Annotated in this window: 15 protein-coding genes; 11 read left to right on the top strand and 4 right to left on the bottom strand. The window is 46.7% G+C overall.

Features of this window, described 5'->3' with window-relative positions; translation table 11 throughout:
- Position 1 precedes the first annotated feature (1 nt).
- The 3 genes from QUA40_RS06320 (at position 2) to QUA40_RS06310 (ending at position 3,339) form a co-directional block, all read left to right on the top strand.
- Positions 2-1,942, top strand: coding sequence for an alpha-amylase family glycosyl hydrolase (locus tag QUA40_RS06320; RefSeq protein ID WP_333122915.1), 1,941 nt, complete (start codon positions 2-4; stop codon positions 1,940-1,942).
- Positions 1,943-2,042: 100 nt separating this feature from the next.
- Positions 2,043-2,249 (top strand): hypothetical protein, encoded by a 207-nt coding sequence (locus tag QUA40_RS06315; protein ID WP_333122913.1) that lies wholly within the window; start codon positions 2,043-2,045, stop codon positions 2,247-2,249.
- A gap of 358 nt (positions 2,250-2,607) precedes the next feature.
- Complete coding sequence (locus QUA40_RS06310; protein WP_333122911.1) at positions 2,608-3,339, top strand: hypothetical protein; 732 nt, start codon at positions 2,608-2,610, stop codon at positions 3,337-3,339.
- A gap of 224 nt (positions 3,340-3,563) precedes the next feature.
- On the opposite strand, the gene QUA40_RS06305 is transcribed toward QUA40_RS06310, so the two are convergent.
- Positions 3,564-5,156: a DGQHR domain-containing protein gene (locus QUA40_RS06305; RefSeq protein WP_333122909.1), complete on the bottom strand. Its 1,593-nt coding sequence runs from the start codon at positions 5,154-5,156 to the stop codon at positions 3,564-3,566.
- Positions 5,157-5,363: 207 nt separating this feature from the next.
- Here QUA40_RS06305 and dndB point away from each other — a divergent pair, with 207 nt between their 5' ends.
- The 5 genes from dndB (at position 5,364) to dndE (ending at position 12,027) form a co-directional block, all read left to right on the top strand.
- On the top strand, positions 5,364-6,497 hold the full coding sequence (dndB, locus tag QUA40_RS06300) for a DNA sulfur modification protein DndB (RefSeq protein WP_333122906.1): 1,134 nt from the start codon (positions 5,364-5,366) through the stop codon (positions 6,495-6,497).
- A 63-nt stretch (positions 6,498-6,560) separates the two neighbouring features.
- On the top strand, positions 6,561-7,559 hold the full coding sequence (locus QUA40_RS06295) for an HNH endonuclease (RefSeq protein WP_333122904.1): 999 nt from the start codon (positions 6,561-6,563) through the stop codon (positions 7,557-7,559).
- Positions 7,556-9,241, top strand: coding sequence for a DNA phosphorothioation system sulfurtransferase DndC (dndC, locus tag QUA40_RS06290; protein WP_333122902.1), 1,686 nt, complete (start codon positions 7,556-7,558; stop codon positions 9,239-9,241). The genes QUA40_RS06295 and dndC overlap by 4 nt, the downstream gene beginning before the upstream one ends.
- 121 nt (positions 9,242-9,362) lie before the next feature.
- Positions 9,363-11,360: a DNA sulfur modification protein DndD gene (gene dndD / locus QUA40_RS06285; protein WP_333122900.1), complete on the top strand. Its 1,998-nt coding sequence runs from the start codon at positions 9,363-9,365 to the stop codon at positions 11,358-11,360.
- Positions 11,361-11,625: 265 nt separating this feature from the next.
- Entirely contained in the window at positions 11,626-12,027 is a 402-nt protein-coding gene (gene dndE / locus QUA40_RS06280; protein ID WP_333122898.1) for a DNA sulfur modification protein DndE, read from the top strand.
- Between the two features lie 62 nt (positions 12,028-12,089).
- On the opposite strand, the gene thiD is transcribed toward dndE, so the two are convergent.
- Positions 12,090-12,899: a bifunctional hydroxymethylpyrimidine kinase/phosphomethylpyrimidine kinase gene (thiD, locus tag QUA40_RS06275; RefSeq protein ID WP_333122895.1), complete on the bottom strand. Its 810-nt coding sequence runs from the start codon at positions 12,897-12,899 to the stop codon at positions 12,090-12,092.
- Positions 12,900-13,051: 152 nt separating this feature from the next.
- Here thiD and QUA40_RS06270 point away from each other — a divergent pair, with 152 nt between their 5' ends.
- Positions 13,052-13,816 (top strand): MBL fold metallo-hydrolase, encoded by a 765-nt coding sequence (locus tag QUA40_RS06270; protein ID WP_333122892.1) that lies wholly within the window; start codon positions 13,052-13,054, stop codon positions 13,814-13,816.
- Between the two features lie 56 nt (positions 13,817-13,872).
- On the opposite strand, the gene ftsZ is transcribed toward QUA40_RS06270, so the two are convergent.
- Together ftsZ and QUA40_RS06260 are read right to left on the bottom strand one after the other, a co-directional pair.
- Entirely contained in the window at positions 13,873-15,147 is a 1,275-nt protein-coding gene (ftsZ, locus tag QUA40_RS06265) for a cell division protein FtsZ (protein ID WP_333122889.1), read from the bottom strand.
- Positions 15,148-15,481: 334 nt separating this feature from the next.
- A complete protein-coding gene (locus QUA40_RS06260; RefSeq protein WP_333122887.1) occupies positions 15,482-16,384 on the bottom strand; it encodes an FtsQ-type POTRA domain-containing protein in 903 nt (300 codons plus the stop codon).
- A 327-nt stretch (positions 16,385-16,711) separates the two neighbouring features.
- On the opposite strand from QUA40_RS06260, the gene QUA40_RS06255 reads away from it, so the two are divergent.
- Both QUA40_RS06255 and QUA40_RS06250 read left to right on the top strand, forming a co-directional pair.
- Entirely contained in the window at positions 16,712-18,043 is a 1,332-nt protein-coding gene (locus QUA40_RS06255; protein WP_333122884.1) for a P-loop NTPase fold protein, read from the top strand.
- 683 nt (positions 18,044-18,726) lie between these two features.
- Complete coding sequence (locus QUA40_RS06250; RefSeq protein WP_333122880.1) at positions 18,727-24,180, top strand: WD40 domain-containing protein; 5,454 nt, start codon at positions 18,727-18,729, stop codon at positions 24,178-24,180.
- Positions 24,181-24,258: the final 78 nt, after the last annotated feature.

Below are 24,258 nucleotides of genomic sequence, written 5' to 3'. Positions count from 1 at the left end.
TATGACCTTTGCGGATCAGAATCTAACCAAGAAGCGCCCAGATAGTTTAAAAAACTTTTCTTTACCCCGACGTGAGAGTTACTTTCCATCCTCTGCAGATTGGCGAAATGAAGTCCTCTATTTTCTCTTACCCGATCGCTTTAGCGATGGTCAGGAAGACAAACGCCCTCTACTTAATCGGCAGCAACTCAATCAGGCCCGACCTAATCTGCCGAATGGACAGTCTTGGCAATTTGACAAGTGGGCAGAATCCGGAGGCGATCGCTGGCAGGGTGGGACGCTCAAAGGATTAGAGTCAAAGCTGGATTATCTCAACCAACTAGGCGTGACGACGATCTGGGTAGGGCCAATCTTTCAGCAACGGGGTCACTTGGATAGCTATCACGGTTACGGCATTCAAGATTTTCTAGAGGTCGATCCTCGCTTTGGGACTCGCCAAGATTTGGTCAGTCTGGTCAATAAAGCGCACTCCAAGGGGCTACGCATTATCCTTGATATCATTTTTAACCATTCAGGATCTAACTGGTTTTATGCTCCTGGTACCCCTGGGGGAGAATGGGAACCACCCTATACAACTGGTTGGTATCAGTTTGGCTCGTGGGTAGGCGATCGGGGACAACCCATTGCGGGGCAACCTCAAACCGAGGCGGAAGGAGTCTGGCCGATCGAACTCCAGGAACCAGATTGCTATACTCGTGCCGGAAAGGGCGATTTAGGGCGGGGGGAACTCGACGATCCCAATGCCGAATTCCGGCGTTCGGATTTCATTACCCTGCGCGATTTCCAGTTGGACTATCCCCATCTCTTAGAATATTTAGCCCGGTGTTATAAATACTGGATCGCCCTGACAGACTGCGATGGCTTTCGGATTGATACGCTCAAGCACGTTACCTACGAGCAAGCCCGAAATTTCTGCGGGACGATTAAGGAGTTTGCGGCCAATCTGGGTAAGAGTGACTTCTTTTTGGTAGGAGAAATAGCAGGCGGAGACTTCAACGAAGACCGTTATCTGGATGTGGTGGGGCAGAATCTCAACGCGGCTCTCGATATCGGGGAGATGCGGGGAAATCTTAACCAGGTTGCTAAAGGGCTCATGGCTCCAACAGCCTACTTTAACGGGTTCGATCCAATGAACGCTGTAATGGGGTCGCACCGGAATCTCGGGCGGCGCCATGTTTCAATTTTGGACGATCACGATCATGTATTTGGTGACAAAATCCGCTTTTCCAGTGAAGCCGCATCGGATCATCAGGTGATTGCGGGAGTGGGATTGCAACTGTTCACGTTGGGGATTCCTTGCATTTACGCGGGAACCGAGCAGGCATTGGCGGGGCCAGAACCGTCTGAACGCAAGTGGTTGCCAGACTGGAAGCGATCCGATCGCTATTTGCGGGAAGCAATGTTTGGCCCCTCGCATCCCCGGCAATCGGGTGTAGCAGGACTACAAGCCATCGATGAAAACTTACCCGGCTTTGGGCCGTTTGGGACAGCGGGTGCTCACTGTTTCGACCCGAATCACCCTGTCTATGTTCGGATTGCGGCAATGGCGGCACTCCGCAAAAAGTTCCCTGTGCTGCGCTTGGGACGACAGTATTTGCGACCAACCGCGATTCCCTTCTTGAACTTGCCCTTTGGCGAGCACGGACTGAGTGGAGAAATTATTGGTTGGTCGCGGGTTTTAGACGATGAAGAAGCGGTTTGTGTGCTAAACAGTCATGGAACGGATAATCGAGGAGCGAGAGTGTTAGTGGATGCCAATCTCAACCCGATCGGGAGTTCAATGACGGTAATTCTGAATACGGCCCAAGTAGGGAATCCGGGTTACACTGGTGCTCATCAGGTGGGATCAACGGTGTCAGTGCAGCGACAAAATGGGACTGCCTATGTCGAGATCCAACCGCTTCCAGCATCCGAATTTTTGATTTTGACGAATTATCCCTAAAGTCAAGCTGAGGCGCCGTGCGATCGCGGGAATCAACCAGTCGGTGACATCACCTTGAGCAAATAAACTTTGCAACCTAGAGTGCGATCGCATATCTTGAATGGGCGAAAGGAGCGATCGAGTCAGTGCAGTTTCTACTCCACTGACTCGATTAACTTTGTCACGCCGTGCGATCGCAAATCTAGAGGACGAGAAAAACTGTAATTTTAACAAAAATATTGCCAGCCCCGGCGCTCCCGATTTTGATCGGAAAGTTCAAGCCGCAATTCGCCGCAAGTTAGAAGCCGCAAGAAATAGCGACAGTTAGCCATCTAACAAGTCATCCGATTTTATATTTTATATTTTATATTTTAAAGCCATCCGGCGGATAAATCCGGGGGCGTGTGACCAATTTGTTTTGGGTCAAATATAGCCGACGCTTAAAAGTTTGTGATAAATTGCCGAAGCTATGTGCAGGCGAACAAAGTATTGGGGTTCTAAATGGAGTTCGGTTTTAGAGGCAACAGAGTCCGATCGTTGGCCTATTGAAGCAGAACTGATGTTGTTAAAAAAAGCCCGATTGTGAGAGTTGTTCCTATCCTGTTTTGACAAAAATTGGCTTGGACACCACATTTCGGGGGGAAAAAATTCTATACTTAACTATTGAAAGGACATGAGAGGTCAAAATGAGTAAACTTCCCCAAATCACCCTTTATTTTTGGATAATGAAGATTTGTGCCACCACTCTGGGGGAAACGGCAGGCGATCTTTTATCCATGACACTGAATGTAGGCTATGCTGTCAGTTCTATTATTTTGATTGGGCTGTTTTTGATTTCTGTGGTAGCTCAACTTGGGTCAAAAAAATATAACCCGTTACTTTATTGGACTGTCATCCTCTCAACCAGCACTGCCGGCACAACGATGTCAGACTTTATGGATCGCACTTTAGGACTGGGCTACGCCACAGGTTCTTTCATTCTAATTACCACTTTGCTAGCGATTTTAGCATTTTGGCGCTTTAGGTTCGGCTCCCTATCTGTTAACGATGTCAAAACATTTAAAGTTGAACTGCTTTATTGGACTGCCATTCTGGTTTCCAACACATTAGGTACCGCTCTGGGTGATTTCTTAGCCGATAGTTCCGGCCTTGGTTTTGCAGGAGGAGCGCTTCTCATTTCTGCTTTGTTGGGACTTGTAATAATCGCCGCATTTTATACCCGCATTTCTAAAGTCCTATTGTTCTGGGTTGCGTTTGTCCTCACCCGTCCTCTTGGTGCGACAGTAGGTGACGTTCTTACAAAAACCCATGAAAAAGGTGGTCTTGGATTTGGCACTATCGGCTCGTCTTTGGTTCTGGCGACAATACTTATCTTTTTGGTAGTGTTTACAAGTAGAGAAAAACCTGTTGCAGAATAAGTTCTAAGCTTGAGTTTATCCATTTTGAAGAAGAGGAAAGGTAGCAAGATCGAGATAGCGTTGTTTGATTTATCCTGATGACTTGCTACGAACCGTATCAAGGTGGTCTGTTGGGTTGAAGAGGTTACTAGCGGCGGGTGAAGCGGAACATTATACGAACGCGATGCTGTTTACCACCCAGTTGCAGAATAAGTGTTTATGGGCGCTTATCTGCAACTATAAAATCAACTCAGCACCGGCGGCAATCCTACCTCTTGCGGCTGCACAAATCGGCCGTTAAAACTAACAGCTTTATCCTCAAAAGTCCTCGCTTCCGCCACCGCTTGCCGCAAATGAGCTCGATCCATATCGTCCTGAATTCCCCCCACCAAATATACAATTAACTTCGTCGCTAAATCCTTTCCAGAAACTAGCATTCGCTTTTTGTTCGGATCGTACAAAATCCCGTACCACGCAGACTCAGGATTATCCATGTGGCTAAATCCTTCATCCACATCGTACCTGCGGAGTTTATCGAAAATAGATTTCAGGGAAAGTTTCTTTCTAAATACTAGAATTCCCAAAGCATTAGCTAAAGCAATTTGACCGACTGGACGGAACAAAATATTTCCCTCGCCACCTGGCTTTTCAAAACTAAATCGGCGCAATTCTGCCGTTTCTTCCCCACTTTCAATCCTTTGATAGCTGGGCAAAGTTGCTAAATGATCGAACAATTTTTTAAACTCTTCTATTCCCTCTTTTAGTTCTTCATCTTCGGGACGCATGGGAATTAAACCTTTTCGTTCCGGCTTCCAATGAGGGAATTTGTATTCTAAATACCGTTCGGACATATCTTGCAGCGCTTGCAATGTGGTTAAGACAGTTGATTTGGCTGCGACTGTGGCGCTGTCCCAATTGACGCGGGGGTTTCTGTCATCTTGTTCTTTTAATAAGGGATGGGTGACGGCAATTTTTCGGGCTGCAATCGCAAATCCGTTGTCCTCGTTCAATAATGCTAGCTGTCCCTGACTCAGCGTTACCGCCATTAGGTTAACGTGCACAAAGATCGATCGCACGCGCCGTTGTGCTTGCTGTCGCGTTTCCCCCGCTACCGCCGCCGGGATAAACTCAATCCCGATTTTTTCGTGAGCTAATTTATACACTGTTTCGGGGTCAATTTGATACTCTTCTGCTAAATCTTCCAGAGTAATTGCAGCGCCGACAGGTTTTTTATTTTTGTTGTATCTTTGCAGGATTCCGGTTTTAATTAAACTCATTAAACCTTGAACTCCCATCAGCCGATGCTGGCCGTCTAAGGCAAAAATTGAAACTTTTTGAGAGACATCCAAAAGCCCTAAGTTCTCGTTTTTGTCAAAGGATGTAAATTCAGCAGCCGATTTGGTTGCTACGCCATTTTTATCCCATTCCTCGGCTAAAGGATTATCTACCCACGGGGGACTGACGACTACTAAAACTGCGGGGAATTTATGCGATTTTCGGGCTGCTAAGTATTGAGTGAGGGCTGCTTGGCGCGACCAATCTAAGGGACGCTGGATAATTTCGTCAATCGTTTCGTCGTCGCGGACGATGTTGTTGGTTTGGAGGTCGAATTTTTGGCGGAAAAGCGGCATTTGGGAGGCGAAACGGACGCGAGAGTCTAACCATTCTAGGGTGACTGAACCGATGTATGCTTCGCTGTTTCCCATCTGGGTTTTTTGTACGAAAATGCGATCGTCCTTTCCTAAATAATTATCTAATAAAAGTGCGATTTCCTGTCTGTCGCTATTTTCTTTTTCTAAAATTTTGCTAGCGAGGTCATCCGCTGGGTTGGTAGTCATCGGCGGTTTTTATATAATTAAGCTATTTTTTCAAAAAATATCATATATTAAACTTTATGTCAACACTTGTTTTTAAAAAAACATTGTGAAATACTTAAATTAGGCCCTACTAGACCACCTTTTATTCATAAAATTTGCAAGAAGTCAATAGCTATTAATACCTAATTTCTATGCCCATGCCCCATGCCCCATGCCCCATTCTAAAATATGTCTACTCCTTCCTTTGAATACATTTTGCCGGTGATCCGGGGAATTCAAGCGGGCCGCGAATATTACGTGTCGATGTGTCCGGTGCGTTTTTTGCCGAAATTGTTTCCCTTTGAATCTGAAGATTTGCCGCCGTCTATGCGGGTGAAACGCGCGCTGAACAAAGCTAGGATTCCCGAAATTGCTGATTATTTTGTTAAAAATCCTACAAATTATACTTGTGGGGCAATTGCTGCTTCGATTGATGCGGATATTACTTTTGAAGCAGTGGGAAATGAGGCGGAGGAAAGGAAAATCGGTCGCTTGCGGGTGCCGATGGATGCTAAATTTACTATTAATGACGGACAGCATCGCCGTGCGGCTTTTGAGATGGCTTTGAGGGAAAATCCGCAGTTGGGATATGAGACGGTGGCGCTGATTTTGTTTCTCGATGTTGGGTTGGAAAAATCGCAGCAGATGTTTGCTGATTTGAATAATTTTCAAGTTCCTTTGGAGTCGTCACTCAGTCTACTTTACAATCACCGGGACGATCGCGCTTTTGTGGTGAAGGCTGTTGTTAAGCAGGTTGAGGTTTTCCGGTGTTTGACTGAGATGGAGAGGGGGAGTTTGAACGGGCGATCGCCCAAATTGTTTGCGCTGAGTGCGATCGATCGTGCGATCGTGGCTTTGCTGTCTAATATTCACGGCAGCGAACAGGCAAAACCCTCTGGTTCTCGCACCAAAAAAGAACAGAAAGAGGAAGAACTTGCTCAAAAAATACAACTAGCGGTTAGTTATTGGAATGCGGTTTGCAGTTTTATTCCAGATTGGCAATTAGTTCTGCACAAGCAAGTTGCGGCGGGGGAAATGCGCCGGGATTGCGTACACTGTCACAGTGTTGTGCTTGAGTGTTTGGGGGAAGTTGGGGCCGCTTTGCTGTCGGTTTTTCCTGAGAGTTGGGAGGAACGTTTGAGCCTTTTGCAGCAGGTTGATTGGTCGATTTCTAATCCTGATTGGGAGGGTGGGATTTTGTTGAAAGGGGGGATTTCGCGATCGAGGGCGACTGTTAGTTGGATGACTAATTATTTGAAAAATCGGTTGGGTTTGGAAACCGCAGATGCGGCACAGGCGGGACGCCCGGGTCACAATGGATAAAGGTTTTGAAAAATCGTGTAAAATTTAAGACTGGATTATATTTAATCATAGCAGGAGGGAGCAGTGAGTACGGGGCAGGAGTCAGAATATAAAAATTTAGCTTATTATCGCAATTGTTTTGCAAATCTTAATGTCAACCGTACACAACAACGCGGAGATGCTCTAAATCAGCCAATACTGCTATTGTCTGTCACTGATTTAATTGCACAAGGTTTCATCAAGGAGAACCACATTACCATTTCCGAGGAATTAATTAACACCTTCAACAAAAATTGGTCGGCGCTGACTTCTAATCCTTTAAAGGGTGATTCTTTTCCTCTTCCCTTTTATCACTTAAAAAACAAAGAACCTAGATTTTGGTATCTTAAATTTAGCGAACAATATGAAGGAGGGCGACCTCAAACAATCAATACCTTAAAAAAAGCTGTTGACAGTGCAATAATTGACGATGAACTATTTAGTCTTTTGCAAGATAGGAATGCCAGAAAAGAATTAATAGATGTACTGATCTCGGTCTGGTTTTCATCTACCAATAAACAAATTGAAGATATTTTAAAGATTAACCAGTCTTTTCAAGATTCAACATTGGCTGAATTAGATACTATTGAATCGGGTAATACAGATAGACAACCAAAGGTGTATTTAAAAAACTCTGTGGTTAGAGAGGCTGTTTTTCGTAAATCTATCGTGCATTTGTATGATTACCGATGTGCTTTTTGTCGATTAAAAGTTACTCGTTCACTTAGTCAAAGTATTGTAGATGGCGCACATATCCAGCCCTTCTCAGAGTTTTATGATAATAGAGTAAATAATGGGCTCTCACTCTGTAAAAATCATCATTGGGCATTCGATCGAGGATGGTTTGCTGTTGACGATCGTTATCAGATTATAGTTGCTAGTGATTTACAAGAGGACTCACCACACCCTAGATTAATGAAAGAGTTTCACGGCGAACTTATTCTTTTGCCGAGTTCCGAGCAATATTATCCGAGAAAAGATGCGCTTCAGTGGCATCGCAAAAATGTGTTTACTTTAAAATCAAAACGGAGTTCTAGAAAATGAATGATCTACAACAAATGTCACTATTTCCGCCCCGCAATATTGGCGATTTAATGGCAGACATAGAAATTTTAAAAAAGGAAATTCAAGAACTTTATTGTCAAGATGAACTCCCACTTGTAATCGGTTGGAGTGGTGGCAAAGATAGTTCGGCAGTCTTACAGCTTGTCTGGTATGCCATTGCAGAGTTACCAATTGAGAAACGCCACAAAAAAATTCATGTTTTAACAAATGATACACTGGTAGAAAACCCTATAGTAGCTGCTGGAGTACATAATTCTCTAAAACGGATGAAAGTTGCAGCCCAAGAACAGGGAATGCCAATAGAAACTCATTTAACTTATCCAGCCGTTCAAGATACCTTTTGGGCGTGCTTAATAGGTAAAGGATACCCAGCACCTAGAAACCGATTTAGATGGTGTACGGAACGATTAAAAATACAACCAACTGGTTCTTTTATTCGTGAAATAATTAGAACTAGCGGCGAGGTAATTCTTGTTCTAGGTACTCGCAAGGCTGAAAGTGCTAAACGCGCCGCAAATATGGCTAAACATAGGGAGTGGCGGGTAAGCGAACGCCTTAATGCTAATCCCACTCGCCCTAACTCTTATATTTACCTTCCCATTGAAGACTGGCGAACAGATGAAGTGTGGCTTTACTTGATGCAGTGGGATAATCCGTGGGGAAATAACAACAAAGATTTGCTAACTATGTATCGAGGTGCGACAGCAGATAATGAATGTCCTCTAGTGGTTGATACTTCCACCCCTAGTTGTGGAAATTCTCGCTTTGGCTGCTGGGTTTGCACAATGGTAAGCCAAGATAAATCTATGGAGGCAATGATTCAAAACGATGAGGAAAAAGAATGGATGCAGCCTCTACTCGATATTCGCAACGAATTAGACATTCCAGACGATCACCCAAAAAGAGACTTCCGCCGCATCTACGGTAGAGTAGAACTGTTTGAACGCAACATGGGCGACGACACAACCTCCGTCGAACCCATCCCAGGGCCCTACACCAAATTCTGGCGAGAACACTGGCTGAGACGAGTCCTGGAAGCACAAACCCACGTCCGCAAAACCGCCCCCCTAGAAATGCGCGATATCACCTTAATTACTCCTGAAGAACTTAGCGAAATCCGCCGCATTTGGCTGGAAGAAAAGCACGAATTTGACGACAGTTTGCCCCGGATTTACGAAGAAGTCACGGGCGAACCTTTTGAAGATTCCCGTCCCGCCGCTGAAAGAAAACTCCTCGGTAGCGATGAATGGACTGCGATCGAAGAGATTTGCAGCGAGGACAAAATGCACCTCGAATTGATGGCAAAACTCCTGGATACAGAACGCCAATACTACACCAAGCCCCGCCGTACAGGCATTTACGCCGATTTGGACAAATGCTTTGAAACCAGTTCGCGATCGAAGGAAGAAGCGATTGGCAACGCCCACTATCAACGCAATTTAAAAAAAGCGGTGGAAGATATTAAAGCAAATCCGACGGAAAACATTCAGCAATTCAAAGATGCGATCGCCCAAACCAACAGTTCCGCCAAAAACGATACCGTTGATATTGCCAAACTTAAAGAAGAACTCGAAAGCAACAGCAATCAAAGCCGACAGCTATCTTGGGCAGACATCAAATTTTCTACTCCCGATGTAGGAGATAAAAATAGCAAAGATTAAATCTGTTAAATCAAAATTTCCCCTACTAAGGTGCGTCAGCTATCATTATTTTCGACATAATGGATAGCCCAATCGCTGACGTACCTACCAAACAAATCAGCAACCACCGACAACATCTACAATGCAATTCCTCGAACTCGTCCTCAAAAACTTCGGCCCCTATGCAGGCACCCAAACAATCAATCTCCGCCCAGAAAAAGACGGAAATCCCTGCCCAGTCATTTTATTTGGCGGCATGAATGGCGGCGGCAAAACCACCCTCATGGATGCCATTCGCCTCGCCCTCTACGGTGGCCGCGCCCAATGTTCCACCAGAGGCAATTTAAGCTACAGCGACTTTCTCAATCAATGCGTCAACCGCCACACACCCCCATTAGAAGATACCCGCGTCGAACTAACATTTGAACAAGTCCAAGATGACAAATTAACTCAATTCAAAATAGTTAGATACTGGAAAAAATTAGATATCAAAGACAACTTAAGCATTCTCATATACAGCGAAATAGTCAGCGATTGGTGGTCGGACAAAGCAATTACTAACACCTGGGACGAATACATCGAAACTCTTTTGCCCGTCGGAATATCCAACCTATTTTTGTTTGACGGCGAACAAGTAAAAGAACTCGCCGAACTCGAAACACCGCCAGAGTTTGTCGTCGGGGCGATTAAATCTCTTTTAGGTTTGGAACTTGCAGAACGCCTCGCCGTCGATTTAGAAATTTTAGCCGGCCGCAAGCGGAAAGAAATTGCTGGCAAAAAAGACTTGGCGGCTTTAGAAAAAATTGAACAAACTTTTCAGAAAATTACTGATGAAATAGAGTTAGCTAAGCAAGAACAAGCCAGCTTTAAAAACGAATTAGATAAAGCTCAAAAAAATCAGCAACAAGCATCAGACAAATTTATCTATGAAGGCGGGAAAATTGCCGCCGATCGCAGTCAACTAGACAGACAACTAAACGACTACAGAAATCAGGCAGACAAAACCCGTCAAGCCATGATGGAATTGGCGTCAAATACGCTACCACTAGCCTTAGTTTCGCCCTTGCTAAGTGAAGCAAAAACGCAAGCAGAAACAGAAGCCAGCCAGCAGCAAGCAAAGATTGCCCAAAATGTTATCAAACAAAGAAGCGATCGCCTTCTCAACTATATCGCGGAAATCTCGTTAAATCCCCAACAGCTAGATAAAATTCAAGACTTCATCCGCCAAGAAAACCAAGAACTCGAACATCAAGCCGGAACAGACTCCCCGCCCTGGATGAACGCCGACAACAACAGCATCCAGCAACTAGAAAACCTGCTTAGCTACCAAATCCAAGCCCAGCAAATTCTAGCCCGCGACCAAATAGAAGAAATCAAAAGCATCGAAGCAGAAATCGACTTCACAGACAGACAACTCGCAGCCGCAGCTTCCCCCGAAGCCTACGAAAAACTAGAAGAAGAAGTCAGGAAAGCCCAAAAAGCAGTCGCTATCGCAGCCGCAGCCTGCGAATCAGCCAACCGCCGCGTCGATGAATTAGAGAAAGAATTAGCCAAAAACCAAAAAGAACTAGAAAACTACAGCAGCGAATACATCACCATCAGAAACAGCCAACACGTCATCGCTTCTATCGCCAAAGCCCAAGCCACCCTGAAACTCTTTAAAGAAAAACTCACCCTCAAAAAACTCAACAAACTCGAAATAGAAATTACCGACTGTTTCCGCTACCTGTTGCACAAAACCGACCTCGTGCACAGAGTAGCGATCGATACTCAAACATTTAGCCTCTCCATTTACGATCCAGAAGGCAAACCGGTACCCAAACACCGACTTTCAGCCGGGGAAAAACAATTGCTGGCGATCGCCTTTTTGTGGGGATTAGCTAGAGTATCCGGGAGACAATTGCCAGTGGCGATCGACACTCCCTTGGGCCGCCTCGACTCCTCCCACAGAAACAACCTAGTGGAACGCTATTTCCCCTCGGCCAGCCACCAAGTCATCCTGCTTTCTACCGACACGGAAATTAGCAAAGTAGAATACGAAAAACTCCAAGAATTAGAGGCGATCGCCCACAGCTACCTCCTCAAATACGACTCCGCCAAACACCAAACCACCGTGGAGAAAGGTTACTTCTGGGAATAAAAATTCGCCCTAAAAAATAGCGCAACCCCCTTGACTTTGCTGGGGAGTTGCGGTAGTATATATAGCATAATGGGATGGTTGCGAAAATTTTATTTTTGCCACCATCCCATTATTAAGGATAAATCCTACTAGAAATACAATACCAAAAAAAAGCGTTTTTATCAAGTCGCGCCGTGTAAAAAAATGTTAATTATTTCTCGTTATCTAGGGGCTTTGCTTCCCCAATATTAACACTTTTTACAATATACCAAACAATCTCAAACTCATGGAACCACCAGTCGATCGCATCCGCCTCTCCCAAACAGGCAAAGACCAACTATCAAAACTGAAACGATCGACCAAGATTGACCAGTGGAACATCCTGTGTCGGTGGGGATTTTGCCGATCGCTCGCCGAACCCAGCATCCCATCCCCAGTACCAATTCCCAGCGACAGCAACGTCGAATTAAGCTGGGATGTCTTCGGCGGCGACATGGCCGATATCTTGATAATGGTCCTCAAACAGCGGTGTCACCAAGACAATTTAGGCACAGAAAAAGAAACTCTAGCCAAACAGTTTCGCCTGCACTTGCACCGAGGGATTGGTTATTTGGCGGGCGATCCGAATATTAAGAAAATCGAAGACTTGGTGGCGATCGCTCTTTCGCCTGAAAAATTAAGAAATTAAACGAACCGCGAAGACGCAAAGGACGCGAAGGAAGAAGGGAAGAGAAGGGATGAGTTCACAATTTATTTCAGTAAAAGCGGGAAAAAATGACCTACTGGCCCTTGGCCTTCCCCTATATCCAAAGCATATTTGAGAGCAGTAGTAACATAATCCTTAGCCAATGTCACCGCTGTAAACAAATCTTTACCCAAAGCCAAATTAGCAGCGATCGCAGCACTCAAAGTACAACCAGTTCCGTGAGTATTGGGAGTATCAACATTTTCAGTCTTCAACACATCCAACCGCATACCGTCAAACCAAACATCAATTCCCCGCAAATCTCCCGCCATCCCGCCGCCTTTCACCAAAACAGCCTTCGCACCCGATCGGTAAATCTGCTGCGCCGCCGATCGCATATCGTCTAGAGAAACAATCTCCAAACTGCTCAAAATCTGAGCCTCAAACCGATTGGGAGTCACGACAGCAGCCAAAGGAATCAAAACATCCCGCAAAAACGCGATCGCCCCGTCATCAATCAATCGATCGCCCGATCGTGAAACCATCACCGGATCGACAACCAAATTCCCTATTCCCAAAACCTCAACCTGTGAAGCCACCGCCGCCATAATTTCCCGATTCAGCAGCATCCCAATCTTCATAGCATCCACCCCAATATCCCCAACCACCGCCTCAATTTGAGCCGCCACAGCCTCAGCAGACAAAGCATCAACTCGCATCACCCCCAAAGTATTTTGAGCCGTCACGCAAGTCAAAGCACTCGTACCGTGCACGCAGTGAAACGCAAAAGTCCGCAAATCCGCCTGAATTCCGGCCCCGCCGCCACTATCCGAACCAGCCACAGTCAAAGCCACAGGAATCTTCGATTTAATCATCTTTTTTCAACCGCAGATAAACACAGACACATCCCAATAATATCTGGGTTCATCGTGGCACGGGCGTCCCGCCTGTGCTTCCGAAGGGGTTAAAATTCCCAAACAAAATTAGCTATGATTAAAGCGAATGTAAAGAATTATTGCAAACAACTGTGAAAATCACCCGAATCGACCTCAACTCTTGGATCTTCCACATCGCAGGCCAAACCATGCTCGTCGATCCTTGGCTAATCGATCCCCTCGTGTTTTACGGTCAACCCTGGCTGTTCACCGCCTACCACAACACCCCCGTAGCCTTCACTCCCAGCACCTTACCGCCGATCGACCTAATCCTGATTTCCCAAGGATTAGACGACCACTGTCACAAACCAACACTCGAACTGCTCGATCGCACAATTCCCGCGATCGCCTCACCCACCGCAGCCAAAGTCCTCAGCAGTTTAGGGTACACCAATATCACATCTTTAGCAAATTGGCAAGAGTTTAAATTTAAAGAAATATTACAAATTACCGCCGTACCCGGAGCCGAAATCGGGCCCGGACAGGAAGAAAACGGCTATTTGCTCAAAGATTTAAGCAGCGGCGAGACACTTTATTTCGAACCGCACCTGCCGCCATTAGACAAAGTTAAACAGAAAATAGAAACAGTAGACGTAGCCATCGCCCCAGTCATCGGTCAAATCTTCCCATTCCTCGGACAAGTCATTATGGGCCCAAAACAAGCCCTCAGTCTCGCCCAAACACTGAAACCTCGGTTTTTCCTGCCTACAGCGGCGGGAGACATCCGAGCCACAGGCATTTTACCAATGTTAGTGCGATCGGTCGGCAGCATCCCCGAATTTCGCGATTTACTAGCAAAATCGGGACTCTCCACCCAACTCCTCGAACCCGAACCAGGGCAAACCCTAGAAATTTGAGATTTGAGATTTTAGATTTTAGATTTAATCCGCCATCCAAAATCCCAAATCCACAATTATCTCGGCGGGCGACGGTTACGCAAAAACTCAGGAATATCCAATCCCAAATCCTGGGGCGGTTTCGATTTCGGATCGGGCGTCTGTTGAGCAGGAGTCGTCGGCGCAGTTGCAGCCCGCCAAGGAGCATTAACATTTTGCGTCCGCCCCTGAGGCGGAGGCGACGGAACTTCTCCCGAAAAACCAGTAGCGATCACAGTAATCTTAATTTCGCCCTGAAGCCGCTCGTCAATCACCGCTCCAAAAATAATATTGGCATTCGGATCGACAACCTCGTAAATCGTCTCAGCCGCCGCATTCACCTCGTGCAGAGTCATGTCAGTACCGCCAGTGATGTTAAACACCACACCTCTAGCGCCCTCAATAGACGAAGCTTCCAGCAGAGGCGAAGAAATAGCCTGCATCGCAGCCTCCCGAGCCCGCGACTTGCCAGAACCCACGCCGATGCCCATCAAAGCCGAACCCGCATCCGCCATTACTGCCCGCACGTCAGCAAAGTCAACATTCACCAAACCGGGAATAGTAATAATGTCAGAAATACCCTGAACCCCTTGGCGCAGGATATCGTCAGCAACTCGAAAAGCCTCTTGCACCGGCATTTGTTCCGAAATCACAGACAGCAGCTTGTCGTTAGGAATCACGATCAGCGTATCCACCCGGGTTTGCAAAGCCGCAATCCCTTCTTCAGCTTGGCTGGTGCGCCGCCGTCCCTCAAATGTAAAAGGTCGCGTTACTATGCCCACAGTCAAGGCGCCCATTTCCTTAGCCACCTCAGCCACGATCGGAGCCGCGCCTGTGCCCGTACCGCCGCCCATGCCGGCTGTGATAAATACCAAATCCGCATGATTCAGAGCATTAGCAACCTCGTCGCGAGATTCCTCCGCAGCCTTTTGACCGATCGCCGGATTGCCCCCCGCGCCCAAACCGCGCGTCAACTTCTGTCCGACTTGCAAGCGTTTCGGAGCATTTGAGAGAACCAGAGCTTGGGAGTCTGTATTCACGCACCAAAACTCGACACCAGAAACCTCGCTGGCAATCATCCGGTTAACGGCGTTGCCCCCACCACCGCCGACGCCAATTACTTTGATTTTGGCAGCACTGCTGGGCATTATGTCTTTGGGATTGACCATAGGATCGATATCAATACTATCTACATTTACATAACCAGACTTGCGTCTAAACGGATTGGCCGAATCTGCAGCCACCGGAAAATTTTTTACTTCTTCCGAAGGGGGACTGTCTTGGTCAGACCCCTGTCTATTATTAAGCTTCATTAGAGTCGGGGATAGTAGATTAGAGCTTGTTAACTAAACGCCAATTCACAATCAACTATAGGCTAAGTTGCGCGAAAAACTAACACTGGTCGATGCTTAATGTTAGCAATCTCGGATTTTGCCGATCTCGCTAGCCCAGACCTCGCTTGACGCCATCCAGGTACTTGACCGGATTAAGGCAGTTTTAAGCAAGGCAGAAGGAAAAAAAATTGATACTAGCCCCAGACGCGGGCGCTATCCAAAAACTGTGCTGATTGCAAGCCCTGCCTATCGATCCTGGTGGGCAAAAATTCTGCCTATCGATCGATACCTTGTACCTTCTGTTGACACAGAATCAATTCTGGGGGCGAGTGGGTGCGGGAGTTGAACTCTCCAAACTGGGGGGGAGTTCTGGCAAATGGACGATCGGCGTAGCAGGATTTTTCAAGTCAATGTAGGCTATTTTGCTTGAATCTAGCTGTTTTGGCAATTGTCGCATTCGGTCTAAAACCTTAAGTTGCTCCGCAGTCCTGGCACTGTACGGCCCTAAGTGTACGGTACCGATCTCTGTTTTCAAGATCAAGTTGTTCGGGTTTTGCCAATTAATCTCAAATACTTTCACCGTCAAGCCGCTGAGTCCTTGGTAAAACTTCGGCCACGAGGCGCGATACTGTTCCAAAGGCCCGATGACTTTTAAAGTTGGCAAAGAACGCTGAGGCTGCGTTCCCGGAATGCTGCCGGGGCTGATCGAACTATTCTGCGATCGTACAGCAGTATAACTATCCGACGGCATCCAACCTCCGCGAGCGTCCAGCCACCCCACTTTTTCCTTGTCACTGTTCGATTTCAACACCGCAGTCGGCTGCGCCACCGCCACTGGCAGGCGTTCTGCCACTTCTATAGTCAAACTCGGCGGAAACAAGTTACGAGTCACCTTTGCTTTAGCGATTGGCCCCGTTGACTCCAGCTTTTGGGCCAGCGCCTGCGGTTGAATCCCCCACAGCGACTGTGGGTAAGACAGCGGCACCAAAGACCGCACCGCCTTATCTGACAGCCACTGATTGCCCTCCACCTTCACTTGTTCCGATCGGGCAATCAACCAAGCCGGCTGAGCAATCCACCACAGCAAACCTCCAGCCATTGCGCTCGCTGCCAGCATTTGCCACACAACAGCCGCCAATCGAGCGCGCCTCTGCTGTCGCAACTTTTGGCGCCTGCGCCCTAACTCTGTTTGAGAAACCGCTCCAAAACTAGCCATCTACGTCTTGACAATATAGTAATTAAGGATTAACACAAATTCAAAACTGTTTAAGCTCTATCTTGAACCCTGTTTTCCCCTACCATTTAACCAGATCCCCGCAAATTTACCCAGACTCCTGCCAATATCAGTAATATCACTGAGCCCGCTAAGTAATAAAAAATTATTAATTAAAAAATCCCAATTTCAGCTCCGGGAAAATCCCTTGCCAGCTCAAGGTTCTTTGGGTATTTAGGGCATTACCCCACAGGCCAAAAGGTTACAAATCAAACTAAACTCAACGAAAGAAAGTTTAGACTTTCGATTAACTTTTATTCGGCTTCAATTGTGATCCCACTCGAATTAGACAGATTCTATAAAGCCTGCAACCCGAGCAAGACCCTTGTTGCGGGAGACCCAGGAGATTATCAATACTACATTGATTTTGGTTCCGTGCGTGGTGGCAAAATCATTGAATCTTTACAGCGAACCATTACCCGCATCTCCCCTGACCAGCCAACCTGTCAGCTATTTACAGGACATATCGGGTGTGGCAAATCTACCGAATTGTTTCGACTAAAAGCAGAGTTAGAGCAAGAGGATTTTTGCGTTGTCTACTTCGAGTCTTCCCAAGACTTAGACATGGGGGACGTAGACATCAGCGATATTTTGCTGAGCATTGCCCGCCAAGTCAGCGAAACTATGGAATCCGCTAAAATCAAACTCAGACCGAGCTATTTTACCAATCTGTTTGCAGAAGTGGCAGAATTTTTGCAGACTCCCATAGATTTGTCAGCGGAAGCCGAGTTATCTATAGGCATTGCTAAAGTTACGGCTAAAACTAAAGACTCTCCCAAACTGCGATCGCAACTCAGGCAATATCTCGAACCCCGCACCAACAGCATTTTGCAGTCGATCAACGAAGAACTCCTCACCAAAGCTAACGCTGAACTTAAGCAGCAAGGCAAAAAAGGGCTCGCAGTCATCGTTGACAACCTCGATCGCCTCGATGCCTCCCTCAAACCCAGCGGACGCACCCAGCCAGAATACTTGTTTTTAGACCGTGGCGAACAGTTGAAAAAACTTAATTGCCACGTTGTCTACACGATTCCCCTGACTTTGATTTTTTCCAACGACTTCGGCCGCCTCGCCAGTCGATTTGGAGTCAAGCCCAAGGTGATGCCGATGGTACCGGTGCAAATGCGATCGGGCGACGACCACATTGAAGGAATGGCACTGCTGCGGCAGCTAGTATTAGCTAGAGCTTTCCCCGCAGTTGCTCCCCATCAACGCATTGATTTGATTTCCAAGGTCTTTGACTCTCCCGAAACTTTAGACCGGCTTTGTCGGATTAGTGGCGGTCACGTTCGCAATCTACTGATGCTTTTGTATAGCTGTTTGCAGCACGAAGACCCTCCCTTCTCTCGCGAATGCCTCGAAAGCGTCATTCAAGAATATCGCGATGACCTTTTGGGAGCCATCAATGACATGGAATGGGAATTGCTATTTCAAGTCGTCCAGCGACAAAGTGTAACCGGCGAAGAAGAGTCTCAAATCTTGTTGCGAAGTATGTTTGTCTTTGAATACCGCGATCAAGAAGGTCGTTGGTTTGGGATTAATCCAGCCCTAGCAGAAACCAGAAAATATAAGGAGTGGCTGCAGCGCTGTGAAGCAAAATAGTTGGGATTTTTGAGATGGCTTCGCGACTCCAAGAACCCTTAACCACGAGGAACTTAGAAAGTATTTAACTGAAAATTCATCGCTCACAACTCCGAAATCTTACAATCCAATACAGAAATCAGTCAGAGGTTTTTGCCACTGGCTGATTTCTGTTGAATGCTGGCTATAGGCGGTGAATGGTATTGTCGTGTAAAACTTTGCCGCCACTAAGGACTTTGCCCACTCTAAACTCTCATATCTGCAATGTCAGACCCCCTATGTCTGTTTTTACCTGTTGCTCTTAATTTCAACTAATCCCATCCAGAACGACATTTTTTTTTGAGTTGTGTTAAATGCCTGCTACAGATATATCGGAGTTTTTTACTAATAGCTAGTCGTCGGTCTGATCGTGAACTTAGTGGTTGGCTATTTATGATCGGTAGTCCTTTATATATAGCGGAATCAAAAAATCTAAGGGTGACCTTAAATTTTTATTGGGAAGTCTAGCATTCTCTGAGATTGAGAGGTATGATATCTTTACATTGGCTCTAATAACTATGTAAGTATTGATAGGATAAGTACGGAAAACTACGTATTTATACAGAGATAAAGCGTCAGACAGAGACGGCTCGGTCTAAGTAGATACGCTTTCAGTCACGATTAGCGAGCGTTAGGTAATTGATTAATGCAAAAGAGGTGCACGCATGACCGATCTAATTAAGGTACAAGAAACTGCCAACTACAACGAGCGCTCGCTCAAAACTCTGGTCAGGTCCATCACAATGTCTCAACACCAATTCTCGCTAATTTTGGTGCGCTGCAACTACGAGCAGTTGCGGCAGCAAATAGCGCAGCGGCTGCGAGAAGTGTCCCCAGTTCCAATTCAAGATCTCGTCCTGCCACCTTCAGTCAAAACCCTTTACACTACTCTGCAGGCAAGCACTTTCCAGGATGGGTACTCGCCTGTCGATGCCGCCTCGGCTTTGATGGTATTCGGTTTAGAAACAGTAGTAGCGATCGACGAACTGATGGCTTCTACCAATCAAGTGCGAGACGAATTTCGCAAAAATTTTTCCTGCCCAGTGATTTTGTGGGTAACAGATGACATCGTGACCAAAATGATTCGTCTGGCTCCGGATTTCAAAAGTTGGGCCGCCGCCACCATTAAATTTGAAATGGGCGTTGACGAATTAATTAATTTCCTCGCTAGGCGGGCCAATACTATATTTAAAATAGGCGAACTCAATCAAGAACTCGCCAGCAGCAACGTCAGCACCATAGCTAATTGTGAAACCTGCGAAACCCCCTGCGAAAAACGCGGTCTGGAGAACGAAATCAGCCCTGGAGAACGCTTTCTAACTTTTAACTCAGGGCCCCAAAACCGACGACAATCAGATGTCCACTCGTATTCGCCATTGAGTCCGGGCAATACCTTTGATTTGGCGATCGGCTCTTTGTCACGCCGAGAACTAGAATTAGCTTTAAGAGATTTACAAAATCGCGGTGAAGAATTAGAACCCGCCCTCAAAGCCAGCCTGCAATTCGTTCTCGGTCGAGATTATTATGTCAGCGACCAAACCGAAACTGCCTTAATTCACTACCAAGAAAGTTTAGTATTTTGGCAGCAGAAAACAGGCAACTGGGAACATTCCGAAAACCCAGAAACCTTCTCCTCCTTGTCGAATCCTGTCCCCAAAATTTTGTTTTTAGAGAGAGAAGGCATAGTGCTGTTTCACATAGCCCTGTGTCACCGCTTGCAAGCAGCCAGAAACCCGGTAGCCAACCGCCAGCACTGGGAACAAGCTTGGATTAGCCTGGAACAATCTAGAAACGCTTTCTCCCTTGCCTCACGCCCCGAATTGGTAGCTGAGGTGACAGCACACCTGGGACAAGTGCTGCAACGCTTGAAAGCTTGGGGAGAATTGCAAGCATTAGCTGAAAATTCTTTGCAGTTGCACTTCACTTACGGTACTCCCAGCCAACTAGCTCAAGATTACGGCTTTTTGGCTGAAGTTGCTCTGCAACAGTCAAGGTGGAGTCAAGCCCGCCAGCTAGCCGAGTTGGCTTTGGCGATTTTGGATCAAACGCCTAATGATTTGAGATTGCTGATTGAAGATTTGAGATTGGGGTTTGAGGGAAATTATCCAGAATTTCTGGGCCCTAACGAGTTAAGTAACGAACCCAAATCTAAAATCCAACATCCCAAATCCGACAGGAGTTCGTATCTTTTACTTTTAGCCCGAAGTTTGCGGCAGCTAGGCCAGTGGGAAGCGGCGGTTCATTCGTTGGAGTTGGCTCAATCTCAAAGCGAGCCGAAGTACGACCCCCGACTTTACATCGATATTTTGACGGAATTGCAAGCGGTTTATTTCGAGCAAGGAGAGTATCTTAAAGCGTTTCGGATTAAAAAATCCCAGCGTTCGATCGAATATCAATACGGATTTAGAGCTTTTATCGGAGCCAGCCAATTGCAGCAGCAGCGCCAAGCGCTCAATCCTTCAGGCCCCTCAGCTCAAAACCAAGCTGCCATCGCAGCGGAAATGACAGCTTACTCCCGCCAAACAGATATCAATAGCTTGCTAGAAAGAATTAGCAGGGACGACCATAAATTAACTATTATTCACGGGCCCAGCGGAGTCGGGAAAAGTTCTCTAGTCAATGCCGGCTTAGTACCAGCTTTGAAAAATATTACTCCGGGCGCGCGGGATACATTGCCCGTAGTAGTCAAAGTTTACACCGACTGGCTGGTGGAGTTAGAAAATGCTTTGAACAGCGCACTGTACGACAAACAAGCCGAAGAGGAAAGTAAATTAATCTCCAAAGGACTACAGGAAATCCACAAAAAAAGTTGCTCGGTTATTCCTGCTCGCAGCTCGGAAGTCTCTTCTTTTATTATAGATCAGTTGCGCGAAAATGCGACTAATAATTTGTTGACTGTGCTGATTTTTGATCAATTTGAAGAGTTTTTCTTTGTTTCGACTTCAGTGGCACAAAGACAACTTTTTTATAATTTTTTGCGGTCGTTTTTGAATTTGCCTTATGTCAAGATAATTCTGTGCTTGCGCGAAGATTATTTGCACTACTTACTAGATTGCGATCGCTTCCCAAATCTTGACGCTATTAACAATAATATTCTCGACAAAAGTATCCGCTACCAACTGCGAAGTTTTTCTATCAAAGACGCGCGGGCTGTCATCGGACACTTAACAGAACGGGCGGAATTTTATTTGGAGCCGGCACTGATCGATGCCTTCGTAGAAGATTTAGCAGACGAACTGCAAGAAGTGCGACCAATCGAATTGCAGGTAGTAGGAGCGCAACTGCAAGAAGAAGGTATTACCAGTCTAGCACAATACCAGCAATTGGGGGACAATCCCAAAGCAGAATTAGTGAAAAGATCGCTCGAAGGAGTCATCTCTGACTGCGGTCTGGTTAACGAAGATGCAGCGTGGAAAATCTTGTTTTCCCTGACAGATGAAAGAGGCGTTCGCCTGATAAAAACCAAACACGAACTCTCGTTAGTGACAGGTTCGCAGCCAACAGATGCGGGCGAACAAGAATTATCGGCGATCGGCGGTCGAAACCGACTTTCCCTACAGAGACAGTTCGCAAAAGACCCTGAAAGCAGACAAAAGAAAACCGACAACCTAGACTTAATTTTAGACATTTTAGTTGGTCACGGTTTGCTATTTCTGCTGCGGGAAGCGCCCGAAGACCGCTATCAATTGGTACACGACTATTTAGTGCGACCGATCCGCCAAAGATTTGGCTTAGAAGCCAGACTGCACAAAGCAGAAGCAGACAAAAAAATGAGTCAAGCACAGCTCTACCGAGCCAATACTTTTCTCAAACAACTGCTGGGATTAGCAGTGATCGGCGTCATGCTGCTAACCAGTTCCACCATCGCCGCCGTAAACTTTTGGTGGCGGGCTGTGGGTCAAAAACAGCTAGCTGTCGCTCAAACTCAGCGAGCCGAAATCAGTACCCTGACAGCAGCTTCTGAAGCACTTTATTTCTCAAACAACAAATTTGACGCCATGATGGAAAGTTTGAGAGCTGGTAAAAAGTGGAAAACAATCGAACACTCCCAACAAATGTATACTCTCAAAGACACCGAAATTCTGATTTCTGCTGCCCTCCAGCAGGCTGTTTATGGCGTCAAAGAACGCAACCGCTTGGAGGGACATGGCGATGTAGTTTGGGGTCTTAGTTTCAGTCCAGACGGCGAAACAATAGCTTCTTCTAGTGTAGATAAAACCGTCAAACTTTGGCGGCGCGACGGCAGTTTGTTGGCAACTTTCAAAGGCCACACTAACAGCGTCTCCTCTGTGGCGTTCAGTCCCGACAACAAAATCATAGCCTCGGCAAGTTTAGATAAAACTGTCAAAATTTGGCAAACAGACGGCAATTTGCTGGCAACTTTCAACGGGCATACTAATAGCGTTACCAGCGTTGCTTTTAGCCCTGATGGTCAAACGATCGCCAGTGGCTCTACAGATAAAACTATCAAACTTTGGAAAACCGACGGCACGCTGCTGAGAACGATCGAACAATTTGCTCCCGTTAATTGGCTAAGCTTCAGCCGCGACGGCAAAATAATCGCTGTGGCGAGCGATGACGGTACTGTGAAACTGTGGAGTTCTGACGGCCGGTTAATCGCTAATTTATGGCACAGCGAAAACAGACAACCCTCGAAAATTTACACCGTCAGTTTCTCCCCCGATGGTGAAACGATCGCCAGTGCGGGTGAAGATAAAACGGTGAAAATCTGGAGCATCGCTGCACTCAAACACCCAGCCAGAGAAAATTCAACACAAGCAAAAAAAGGTGAACTGCTAACAACTTTACGGGGACACAGCAAGTGGGTATTTGGTGTCAGTTTCTCCCCCGACGGTCAAACACTTGCTTCGGGAAGTGCAGACGGGACTGTCAAACTCTGGAGTCTGGCTGGTGTTGGCGACAAACGCCCAACCGATGCTAGCAACATGAAACCAGAGAGTCGCTTACTGAGAACTTTTGAAGGACACGCCGATCGAGTTACTCAGGTGAGTTTTAGCCCGGAAGGCAAAACCTTGGCTTCGGCAAGTTTTGACAAAACTATCAGGCTGTGGCGACTCGATGACGTGCCGCTCAAAACTCTCGACGGACACCAAAACCGGGTGCAAAGCGTTACTTTCAGCCCCGACGGCCAAAGGCTCGCTTCTGCTTCTACGGACAAAACTATCAAACTCTGGAGCCGCACGGGAGTTTTGCTCGAAACCTTGGAAGGACACACTCAGAGAGTCGCCAGCGTCAGTTTCAGCCCCGATGGTCAGCTACTTGCTTCTGGGAGTTACGACAAAACGGTGAAAGTCTGGAGTTTGACAGAAGATGGCATGAATAATATTCTCCCTTGTCCTTCGGCTCCGCTATTCCCGTGTTCGCCTTCTGTGCTGTTCACTCTCGACGGCCACGCCGACAGCGTGATGAGCGTTAGTTTTAGCCCCGACAGCGAGATTATCGCTTCGGCGAGCAAGGACAAGACTGTTAAACTCTGGACGAGAAACGGCAGGTTGATTAAGACTTTGACGGGACACCAAGGCTGGGTAACTGGGGTGACTTTCAGTCCCGACGGCTCGATGCTGGCTTCTGCAAGCGATGACGGTACTGTAAAACTCTGGAATCGGGACGGTCGTTTGCTGAGAACTTTTGAAGGGGCTCACAACAGTTTTGTGTTAGGGGTTGCTTTTAGCCCTGACGGCAAAATGCTGGCTTCGGCGGGTTACGACAATTCGGTGAAATTGTGGAAGGTGGACGGGACTTTGGTGGCGACGCTGCTGAAGGGTTCTAGCGACAGCGTAACTAGCGTTGCTTTTAGCCCGGATGGTTTGTTGGTTGCTTCGGGCAGTTATGACCATAAGGTGAAGCTGTGGAGTCGCAGCGGGACTTTGCTGAAAACTTTGACGGGTCACAAGGATAGCGTGATGAGCGTGAGTTTTAGCCCGGATGGGAAGGTTCTGGCTTCTGCAGGCCGGGATAATCGGGTGATTTTGTGGAATTTGGATCTTGACGATTTGCTGGTGAGGGGCTGCGACTGGGTGGGCGATTATCTGAGAACTAATCCTAATGTGAGCGAGCGCGATCGGCGTCTCTGTGAGGGGGTTGGGGCAAAACCTTAGTTTTAGTCATTTGATTGTTGACGGTTGACGGTTGACTGTTGACTGTTGACTGTTCAAAACTTTCCTTGCCCGAACTCT

It is taken from the genome of Microcoleus sp. Pol11C3, from assembly GCF_036701485.1.
In the GTDB taxonomy this organism is placed as follows: domain Bacteria; phylum Cyanobacteriota; class Cyanobacteriia; order Cyanobacteriales; family Microcoleaceae; genus Microcoleus.
Note: the sequence above shows the minus strand (reverse complement) of the source record. Positions and strands in the feature narration are given on the sequence as shown.